Origin of the sequence: Sphingomonas sp., from assembly GCF_035758555.1 — a bacterium.
In the GTDB taxonomy this organism is placed as follows: domain Bacteria; phylum Pseudomonadota; class Alphaproteobacteria; order Sphingomonadales; family Sphingomonadaceae; genus Sphingomonas_B.
This window is the reverse complement of sequence record NZ_DASTXI010000068.1, coordinates 1-9,503: the sequence shown is the minus strand read 5'-3', so window position 1 is coordinate 9,503 and position 9,503 is coordinate 1. Positions and strand designations below refer to the sequence as shown.

General features: G+C 67.5%; 9 protein-coding genes, 1 tRNA gene and 1 pseudogene. 5 read left to right on the top strand and 6 right to left on the bottom strand.

Annotated elements, in window-relative coordinates; genetic code table 11:
- Together VFT73_RS04245 and VFT73_RS04240 are read left to right on the top strand one after the other, a co-directional pair.
- Positions 1-505, top strand: a pseudogene (locus tag VFT73_RS04245) (beta-xylosidase); the annotation flags it as partial.
- A gap of 10 nt (positions 506-515) precedes the next feature.
- Positions 516-1,643 (top strand): inositol-3-phosphate synthase, encoded by a 1,128-nt coding sequence (locus VFT73_RS04240; protein WP_326408912.1) that lies wholly within the window; start codon positions 516-518, stop codon positions 1,641-1,643.
- A 24-nt stretch (positions 1,644-1,667) separates the two neighbouring features.
- Here the strand turns inward: VFT73_RS04240 and VFT73_RS04235 are convergent, their stop codons facing one another.
- From VFT73_RS04235 to argH, 5 genes are read right to left on the bottom strand one after another with little or no spacing between them, the layout of a single operon-like run.
- Positions 1,668-2,624 carry a zinc transporter ZntB gene (locus tag VFT73_RS04235; protein ID WP_326408911.1) on the bottom strand — a complete coding sequence of 319 codons (957 nt, stop codon included), beginning with the start codon at positions 2,622-2,624 and terminating at the stop codon, positions 1,668-1,670.
- The gene (locus VFT73_RS04230; RefSeq protein WP_326408910.1) at positions 2,621-3,379 is read right to left on the bottom strand and encodes a precorrin-2 dehydrogenase/sirohydrochlorin ferrochelatase family protein; all 759 of its coding nucleotides are present in this window, start codon (positions 3,377-3,379) and stop codon (positions 2,621-2,623) included. Before VFT73_RS04230 ends, VFT73_RS04235 begins: the two co-directional genes overlap by 4 nt.
- A gap of 37 nt (positions 3,380-3,416) precedes the next feature.
- On the bottom strand, positions 3,417-4,622 hold the full coding sequence (lysA, locus tag VFT73_RS04225) for a diaminopimelate decarboxylase (protein ID WP_326408909.1): 1,206 nt from the start codon (positions 4,620-4,622) through the stop codon (positions 3,417-3,419).
- A complete protein-coding gene (locus VFT73_RS04220; RefSeq protein ID WP_326408908.1) occupies positions 4,622-4,876 on the bottom strand; it encodes a hypothetical protein in 255 nt (84 codons plus the stop codon). Before VFT73_RS04220 ends, lysA begins: the two co-directional genes overlap by 1 nt.
- Positions 4,869-6,254 (bottom strand): argininosuccinate lyase, encoded by a 1,386-nt coding sequence (gene argH, locus VFT73_RS04215; RefSeq protein ID WP_326408913.1) that lies wholly within the window; start codon positions 6,252-6,254, stop codon positions 4,869-4,871. Before argH ends, VFT73_RS04220 begins: the two co-directional genes overlap by 8 nt.
- A 16-nt stretch (positions 6,255-6,270) precedes the next feature.
- Between argH and VFT73_RS04210 the strand changes: the two genes are divergently transcribed.
- The gene (locus VFT73_RS04210) at positions 6,271-6,837 is read left to right on the top strand and encodes a TlpA disulfide reductase family protein (protein ID WP_326408907.1); all 567 of its coding nucleotides are present in this window, start codon (positions 6,271-6,273) and stop codon (positions 6,835-6,837) included.
- 4 nt (positions 6,838-6,841) lie between these two features.
- Here the strand turns inward: VFT73_RS04210 and VFT73_RS04205 are convergent.
- Positions 6,842-6,928 (bottom strand) — tRNA-Tyr (locus tag VFT73_RS04205).
- Between the two features lie 138 nt (positions 6,929-7,066).
- On the opposite strand from VFT73_RS04205, the gene VFT73_RS04200 reads away from it, so the two are divergent.
- Complete coding sequence (locus VFT73_RS04200; RefSeq protein ID WP_326408906.1) at positions 7,067-8,662, top strand: M20/M25/M40 family metallo-hydrolase; 1,596 nt, start codon at positions 7,067-7,069, stop codon at positions 8,660-8,662.
- Positions 8,649-9,398 (top strand): 23S rRNA (guanosine(2251)-2'-O)-methyltransferase RlmB, encoded by a 750-nt coding sequence (rlmB, locus tag VFT73_RS04195; protein WP_326408905.1) that lies wholly within the window; start codon positions 8,649-8,651, stop codon positions 9,396-9,398. Before VFT73_RS04200 ends, rlmB begins: the two co-directional genes overlap by 14 nt.
- Positions 9,399-9,503 lie beyond the last annotated feature (105 nt).

Sequence of the window (9,503 nt, the reverse complement as noted above, 5' to 3'; positions counted from 1 at the left end):
CGTGCCCCGCATCTTCTGGTATTCGCTGTTCGACCTGCCGATGGAATGGGGCGCGACGACCCGGCACAAGGAAGCCGAAGGCTCGAGCTACTACCGCCATTTCTACATGGGCCTGATCAAGGCTGACGGCACGCCCAAGCTCGCGCTCGACTATTATGCCCGCCACGCGGCCGATATGGGCCTGATGCAGTGGTTCCATTTCGAGGACCCGCGCCTCAACGACGCCGTCGCCTGGATGAAGCGGCTGGGGGTGAAGCACCTCCGCACCGGCCTCAGCTGGGCCGACTATTTCCGGCCCAACGCGCTCGACTGGTTCGACCGCCAGATGGAGGCGCTCGCCGATTTCGAGACGACCGTCACGTTCTGCTTCACGCCGGAGCATCTGGGGATCGCAGAGCACCACACCAGCGCGCCGCGCGATCCGGCGGGCTTCGCGGATTTCTGCGCCGAGATGATCGAGCGCTACGCGCCGGCGCTGCCCATCCGTGCGGCGGCGAACGGTTGAGGAGAGAGACATGCTGATGGCGCCGAGCCCCCGTCACCGCATCAATGCCGCGATCGTCGGCGTCGGCAATTGCGCGAGTTCGCTGGTGCAGGGCATCGCCCACTACCAGAATGGCGGCGCCAACGAGCAGATCGGGCTGATGCACTGGGATCTGGGCGGCTATCGCCCCAGCGACATCCAGCTGGTCGCGGCGTGGGATGTGGACCGGCGCAAGGTCGGCCGCGACATCAACGAAGCGATCTTCGCCAGGCCCAATTGCACGGCCGTCTTCTGCGATCACGTCCCCGAGACCGGCGCGAAGGTGCGGATGGGCAAGGTGCTGGACGGCTATGGCGAGCATATGGAAGGCTATCCCGACGACCGTACCTTCCTGCTCGCCGACGAAGCCGAGCCGGAGAAGGACGAGGTCATCCAGGCGCTGGTCGACAGCGAAGCGGACGTTTTGCTCAATTACCTGCCGGTCGGCAGCCAGAAGGCCACGGAATTCTATGCCGAATGCGCGCTCGAAGCCGGCGTCGCCTTCGTCAACAACATGCCGGTGTTCATCGCCAGCGATCCCGAATGGGCGCGGCGGTTCGAGGAGGCGGGCGTGCCGATCATCGGAGACGACATCAAGGCGCAACTGGGCGCGACAATCGTCCACCGCGTCCTGACCGACCTGTTCAAGAAGCGCGGCGTCAAGCTGGAGCGGACCTATCAGCTGAACACCGGCGGCAACACCGACTTTCTGAACATGGCCAATCACGCGCGGCTCGCGTCCAAGAAAGTGTCGAAGACCGAAGCGGTGCAATCGGTCGCGCAGCACCGGCTCGACGACGAGAACATCCATGTCGGCCCCAGCGACTATGTCGCGTGGCAGAACGACAACAAGGTCTGCTTCCTGCGCATGGAAGGGCAGCTGTTCGGCGGCGTACCGATGAACCTGGAGCTGCGGCTGTCGGTCGAGGACAGTCCCAACTCAGCCGGCGTCGCGATCGACATGATCCGCTGCGCCAAGCTGGCGAAGGACCGCGGCATCGGCGGTGCCATCCTCCCTGCCGCGGCCTGGTTCTGCAAGCATCCGCCGGTCCAGATGACCGACGACGAAGCCTATGTCGCGGTCGAGGACTTCATCCGCGGGGAATTGGTGAAGCACTAAGCCCTTCCCCTTCAGGGGAGGGGCCTACCGGAACCAGTGCTGTTTCAGGAACCAGCCGGCGATCGCCACGGCCATTGCCACGCACACGCCGACCACGCCCCAGAAGGCCCAAGGCGCGTGCGCGAACGGGATGCCGTTCACGTTCATGCCCAGCAGCCCGGTCAGGAAGGTCAGCGGCAGGAACACCAAAGCGACGATCGAGATCAGCAGCGCGCGGGTGTCGATCATCTCGGCGCGCAGGTCGGTGATCTGCTCGTGCATCAGCGCGGCGCGCTCGCGGATGCTTTCCAGCTCCTCGGCCATGCGCGCGAACCGGTCCGCCGATTCCGCCAGGTGCAGCCGGTCGTCAGGCTCCAGCCAGTCGCATTCGAGCAGCGACAGCCGTTTCAGCGCCTGGCGCTGCGGCGCGACGAAGCGGCGATACTCGATCGCCCGCGCCCGCGTTTCCGCAATCGCGCGGCGCAAGGTGAAGGTCTTGCTGGCATCCAGCATCAGCTCGCACTCGTCGAGCCGGTCGCCGAGCTCGCCGACGTCGGGATCGAGATGGCCGGTGATCAGATGGGCCAGCATCGACACGAAGTCGCCGGGATCCTTCACCTTGCCGGCCTTGAAGGCGTCGCACAGCTCGGGCAGCGCACGCATCGTGAAGCGAGCGACCGAGACGATGCAGCCGCGCCCGGTCCAGATGCGGATCGAGACCAGCTCGTCCGAGCCCGGCTCGTCCTGCAGCGAGAGCCCGCGCAGGTTGATCAGCGCTCCGTCGCCGATCGGATCGCAACGCGGCCGCGTCTCCAGCGCGGTCAGCGCGCTCACCACCACGTCGTTGAGCTTCAGCTGTTCCGACAGGAAAGGCGCGGTCGCCGGATCGTTCTGGTCGAGATGGATCCAGATCAGCCGCGCCCCGCCGTTCGCGCCCGCAGCTTCCGCCAGGGGGACCGGATGGACCGCGCCTCCTTCGTCGACATAGGCGAATTGCTTCACTCTTCCTCCATCGACAGATCGACCGAAACGCCGCCAGCAGAGGGCCGCGGGGGCGCGTCGCACGCGATCCGCAGCGCGTCGGCGCGCGCGCGTTCGAGAACGGCCGCCGGCACGTCGGGACGATGATAGACCCGGTCGGCCCGGCCGAGCAGGCGAGCTTCGCGGATGGTCAGATCGTCCGGATCGGCCGATCGCAGCCGAACGACGTGTACTTCCCACGCCGGTGTCGCGTGCAGGCTATCGAGCCAGAACGGATCGTCCAGTTGCGGGTCGTCCAGATCGAGCGCTCCGCCGAAACCCAGAGCCGATGCGATCGCCAGTCGGCGTTCCGCCGGATCGGGAAAGGCTTGCCTGAGCTGTTCGCGCGCATCGCGAAGCAGGATCGCGAGATCGCCGAGCTTCGGCGAGAGCAGCGTTTCGAGCCGCTGGCGAAGGGCTGCGGCGAGCCCTGCCGACGCACCCCCGGTGCCGATCGCGACCAGCACCGGATCGCGATCGACGATGGCGGGAAGCGTGAAGTCGCACAGCTCCGGCCGATCGACGGCGTTTACCAGAATGCCGCGCGCTTTCAGCCGGGCGACGCTGGGTTCGGGATAGTCGAGCGCAACGATCGCCAGTTGCGCCTCCGCTTCCTCGCCCACGATCTCGGCGCCGGTGCGTTCGAGCAATCGCCGCTTGGCCTCTGCGGCTTCGCCATCGCCCAGCAGGATCACCGGCCGGCCTGTGAGGCGAAGGAAAACCGGAAGGCTGTGCACCACTGCCCTTTAGCCGGTTTCGCCTGCGCTTAGGAAGCTAGTCAGCCAGCCATTCCGGCACGCGCTCGGCATTCATGATCGTCTCCGCGCTGATGCGGTCGGCGACCACGGCATAGCGGTCGCCGTCGACCATCACTTCGGGCACCAGCGCGCGGCTGTTGTAGGTCGAGGCCATTGTTGCGCCATAGGCTCCGGCGGTGCGGAAGATGGCGAGGTCGCCGCTCCGCACGCGGTCGATGGCGCGGCTCATCGCGAACGTGTCGCCGGTCTCGCACACCGGTCCGGCGATGTGCGCGGTCATGTGCTCGCCTGACGGGCGTACCGCCTCGAAATGGTGATAGGCGCCGTAGAGCGCGGGGCGGGCGAGGTCGTTCATCGCGGCGTCGACGATCACATAGGGGTGGGTGACGCCGGGCTTCACCCAGACCACCCTGGTCAGCAGCACGCCAGCATTGCCGGCGATGACGCGGCCGGGCTCGAACATCAGCTCGACGTGCCAGTCCTTCGTCACGCGCGCGACCATCTCGCCGAGATCGGTTGGCCAGGGCACCACGTCCTCGGGCCGGTAGCGCACGCCGAGGCCGCCGCCGAGATCGGCACGATCGACAGCGTGGCCAGTGGCGCGCAGGTCCGCGATCAGCCGCCCGATCCGCACATAGGCGGCCTCCAGCGGCGCGACATTGCTCAGCTGGCTGCCGATATGGCAGGCGACGCCGCGCATCCTGAGGCCCGGCAATGCAGCGAGGCGCGCATACATCGCCGGCGCCTGGTCGATGGGCACGCCGAATTTGTTGTCGGCCTTGCCGGTCGAGATCTTCTCGTGCGTGCCCGCGTCCACGTCGGGATTGACCCTGAGCGTCGCCGATACGCGCTGCCCACGCGCCTCCGCGAGGGCGGAGAGGACATGCCCCTCTTCTTCATGCTCCAGGTTGAACTGCCCGAGCCCCGCATCCAGTCCCTGCGCCAGCTCGGCCGGCGTCTTGCCGACGCCCGAAAACACGATGTCCGCGCCGTAACCCGCCCGTGCCAGCACGCGCAGCACGGCAAGGTTCGGATTGGCCTTGACCGCGAACGCCAGATGCACGCGCCCGAGCCCTTCCAGCGCCTCGCGGAACACCCGCGCATGCCGCTCCAGCGTCGCGCGCGAATAGACGTAGACCGGCGTGCCGACTTCTTCCGCAATGCGGGCGAGCGGCACGCTTTCGGCGTAGAGCTCGCCGTCCTTGAGCTGAAAATGGTCCATCAGTGCGGCGGCAGGTCGAAACGGTCGTCGCGCCGTTCTTCCGATTGCTTCAGCAACTCGTCGGACCGCCGGGGACGGGCCTGCACGGAAGGCGTCATCAGCTCGGTGGGCGTCGGCGGCGTCGCCGCGGCGGCGGGCTTGGGCGGCAGGCTTGCCCCGGCGGCCGGCGTCAGCTCGTTCTTGCCGCCGCAGGCTGCGAGGGCAAGGATTGCCAGAGCCACCACCGCTCGTCCCGAGCGTGAAAGGTCAAGCATCTTCCTCTCCCACTCCGATCGCCGCCCTGGCATCCGCGATCCGCGCGCGGACCTGGGCCGGGGCGGTGCCGCCATGGCTGGTCCGCGACGCGACCGACGCGCCGACGCTCAGAACGCCGAACACACGGCCGTCGATCCGCGGATCGATCGCCTGCAACTGGTCGAGGCTCAGCGCGTCGAGCGCCTTGCCGTCCTGTTCCGCGAGCTTCACGGCGCTGCCGACGATATGGTGCGCCTCGCGGAACGGCACGCCCGCTTCGCGGACCAGCCAGTCGGCCAGATCGGTCGCGGTCGAAAAGCCCGCTTCCGCCGCCTGCAGCATCCGGTCGCGCCGGAAAGCGACGCTGCCGATCATGCCGGTCATCGCCGCAATCGACAGCGTCAGCAGGTCGTGCGCCTCGAACACCGGCACCTTGTCGTCCTGCATGTCCTTCGAATAGGCGAGCGGCAGGCCCTTCATTGTGGTCGTCAGCGCGACCAGGCACCCCTGGATGCGCCCGGCATGGCCGCGCACCAGCTCCGCGGCGTCGGGGTTGCGCTTCTGCGGCATGATCGACGAGCCGGTCGACCAGGCATCGGACAGCTGGACGAAGCCGAACGGCTGGCTCGCCCACAGGATGATCTCTTCCGCCAGCCGCGACAGATGCATCGCGCAGGTCGTCGCCGCGAACAGGAACTCCAGCGCGAAGTCGCGGTCGGAGACGGCGTCGAGGCTGTTATCGGTCGGCCGTTCGAAGCCGAGCTCCTCGGCAACGGCGAAGCGGTCGACCGGAAAGCCCGTCCCGGCCAGCGCCGCCGAACCCAGCGGGCATTCGTTCAGCCGCTCGCGCGCATCCTCGAAGCGCCCGCGATCGCGGTGGATCATCTCGAAATAGGCCATCAGGTGATGGCCGAGCGTCACCGGCTGCGCGGACTGGAGATGGGTGAAGCCGGGCATCACCGTCTCCGCATGCTCCTCCGCGCGGCCGATCAGCACCGACTGGAAGGCGGCAAGCGCGGTATCGATCTCGTCGATCGCATCGCGCACCCACAGGCGGAAGTCGGTCGCGACCTGGTCGTTGCGGGAGCGGGCGGTGTGCAGCCGGCCGGCGGCAGGGCCGATGATCTCTGCCAGTCGCGCCTCGACATGCATATGGATGTCTTCCAGCGCCGGGTCCTCCGGCACGCCGGCATCGGCATATTCGGCGGCGATCTGCTCCAGCCCCCGGTCGATCGCCTCCGCATCCTCGGCGGAAATGATGCCTTGCGCCGCCAGCATCGCGGCGTGCGCGCGCGACCCCTGGATGTCCTGCCGCCACATTCGCTTGTCGAAGCCGATCGAGGCATTTATCTCGCGCATCACCGATGCGGGCCCTTCGGCGAAGCGCCCGCCCCACATTGCATTGGAGCTGTCCGTGCGCCCGCTCACCGTTGCGCTTCTCCTTGGGACTGTATTGATCGCGGGCTGCGATAGGCAAAGCGAGCCGCAGCCGCAAGCGAACGCGACGGCGCTGGCCGAGCCGAAGGGACCGGAGCCGACCGGCAAGCTCGATATTGCCGAGCGCGGCACGGCAGCGCCCGCCGACAGCTTCCTCGATCCCGCGGGCAAGCCGGTCACGCTCGCGGACTTCAAGGGCAAGCCGGTGCTGGTCAATCTGTGGGCGACCTGGTGCGGCCCGTGCGTGCGCGAGATGCCGACGCTCGATCACATCGCCGATCGCGCCGGCGACCGGCTGAAAGTGCTGACCGTCAGCCAGGACGCGAAGGACGTCGATATCGGCCCGACTTTCGCGAAGGGCGGGTTCAAGCATCTGGAACGCTACCGCGACCCGGACAACAAGCTCGGCTTCGCCTTCAACACCGGCATGCTGCCGACGACCGTCCTCTACAACAAGGACGGCAAGGAAGTCTGGCGCGTGATCGGCGCGATGGACTGGAACGGCCCGCGCGCGAACACTCTGCTCGCGGAGTATATCGGTTAGGGCGTGGTGGACAGGGCTGGATTCGAACCAGCGTAGGGCGAAGCCCGGCAGATTTACAGTCTGCTGCCTTTAACCACTCGGCCACCTGTCCAGGTCGGGCCCCGGCATACCGGGGCGAGCGGAGCGCGACGCCATGACGAACCGCGCGCGGCCTGTCAACGCAGCAAAGCCCGGTTGTTTGCGCCCGCGCGCCTGCTAATCCGCATCCAAAGCCAATCGGGGAGGTCCAATGCCTGTTATCGCCGCCATGCTGCTTGCCGCAGCATCCGCCACCGCTCAGCCGGAGATGGTAAACCGGATCATCGACGAGGGGCTGAACCACAGCGAAGTGATGGTGAACGCCGAATATCTGTCCGACCATATCGGCAGCCGCATGACCAACTCGCCCGGCATGCGCGCGGCGGAGAAATGGACCCAGGCGAAATTTCGTAGCTGGGGTCTCACCAACGTCCGGGCCGATCCGTTTCCTTTCGGCAGGGGTTGGTCGATTGTTTCCTCCAGCGTCAGGATGACGAGCCCGCGGCCGCTGATGCTGACGGCGATTCCGGTTGCCTGGACGCCGGGCACCAATGGCGCGATCAGTGCGCCGGTCGTCGTCGCGCCGATGAAGCGCGAGCGCGATTTCGACAAATGGCGCGGCAAGCTCGCCGGCAAGATCGTGCTGGTCTCGATGCCCGGCGACGGCGACGAGCCGGACAAGCCTGCCTTCCGCCGGCTTGGCGACGAGGACCTGGCCAAGCTGAACAAATTCCAGGAAGAGACCTACGATCCGGAAAAGGTCGCGAAGCAGATCAGCCGCGCGGCGTTCGACGCCAAGCTGGACGCATTCCTGAAAGCCGAAGGGGCTCTCGCCTGGGCGCGCAAATCCTATCGCGACGGCAAATTGGTATCGGGCGAAGGCTATGCGTTCGGCACCAACGAGACGCCGGCGCTCCCCGGCGTCGAGATCGCGGCCGAGGACTATCGCCGCCTCGCCCGCCTCGCCAAGTCCGGCGACGCGCCGGTGCTGGAGATCAACAGCGACGTCCGCTTCGACGATTCGGACCCGAACGCCTACAACATCATCGCCGAGATTCCGGGCACCGATCCGAAGGCCGGCTATGTGATGGCGGGCGCCCATCTCGACAGCTGGGCCGCCGCCGACGGCGCCGCCGATAACGGCGCCGGGTCTGTGGTCGTGATGGAAGCGGCGCGCATCCTCTCCCGCCTCGGCGTGCGGCCGAAGCGGACGATCCGCTTCGCGCTCTGGGCGGGCGAGGAGCAGGCGCTGCTCGGCAGCTGGGCCTATATGAACAAATATCTGGGCAGCTGGCCGGCCGACGCGCCGGGACTGAACGGCAACCAGCTCTATTACGCCCGCATCAATGCGCGGCCTTTCACGCCGGGCGCGGGCTATCGCGACCTCGTCGCATACTTCAACATCGACAACGGTTCGGGAAAGCTGCGCGGCATCTATGCCGAGAACAATGTCGCCGCGGTGCCGATGCTGAAGGGTTGGCTGGCACCGTTCGCGTCGATGGGCGCGGGCACGGTTGCGATCCGGCGCACCGGCGGCACCGATCATGTGTTCATGCAGCAGGCCGGTATTCCAGGCTATCAGTTCATCCAGGACCCGCTCGACTATGGCAGCCGCGTCCATCATTCCAGCATGGACACCTATGACCATCTGAAGGGCGAGGACATGCGCCAGGCCTCGGTCGTGCTGGCCGGGATGCTCTATGAGGCGGCCACCAGCGACAAGGTTCTGCCCGCCATGCCGATCCCGACCCAGCCGGCAGTGACGGATCCGTTCAAATATGAAGACCCGGACGATGCGCAGAACTGACGGCCGCGGCCACCGGCCGTCGAAGGGCGCGTCCGGCCGTCCCCGCCTCTGGGGACGGCACGCGGTCGGCGCCGCGCTCGCGAATCCGAAGCGGCGCGCGGTCAAGCTCTGGGCGACGCGGGATGCGGCGGGGCGGATGAACCTGCCGTCCGGCCTGCCGGTGACCTCCGCCGACGCTGCCGATCTCGGCCGGCTGGTGCCGCAGGACGCGCCGCACCAGGGTCTGGTGCTGGAGGTCGAACCGCTTGAGGACGTGTTCCTCGATGAGCTGCTGGCCCGCGAAGGCAATCGCCCGCTGCTGGTGCTCGACCAGGTGACGGACCCGCATAACGTCGGCGCGATCCTGCGCTCGGCAGCCGCCTTCGATGCGCTCGGCATCGTCACCCAGGACCGGCACAGCCCGCCCGAATCGGGCGCGCTCGCCCGCGCGGCCTCGGGTGCGCTGGAGACGGTGCCGTGGGTGCGGGTTGTGAACCTCGCCCGTGCGCTGGAAGAGATTGCCGAAGCCGGCTTCTGGCGGATCGGCCTTGCCGGAGAGGCGGACCGCCTGCTGCGGGACGCGCTCGGCTCGGCCAGGATCGCGCTGGTGCTGGGCGCTGAAGGCGAGGGGCTGCGCCAGAACACCGCGACGCACTGCGACGAACTCGCGCGACTTCCGATCTCGCCCGCGATAGAAAGCCTGAACGTCTCGAACGCGGCGGCGATCGCCCTTTATGCGGTCGCCACCCGAAGCTGAGGGGGCCGACATGGGGGCTTGGTTCAGGCTGGCGGCACTGATCGCCGCGCCGTTGCTGCTGGCGGGTTGCCTGCTCACGCCGGGCAAATTCACGTCGAAGCTGAC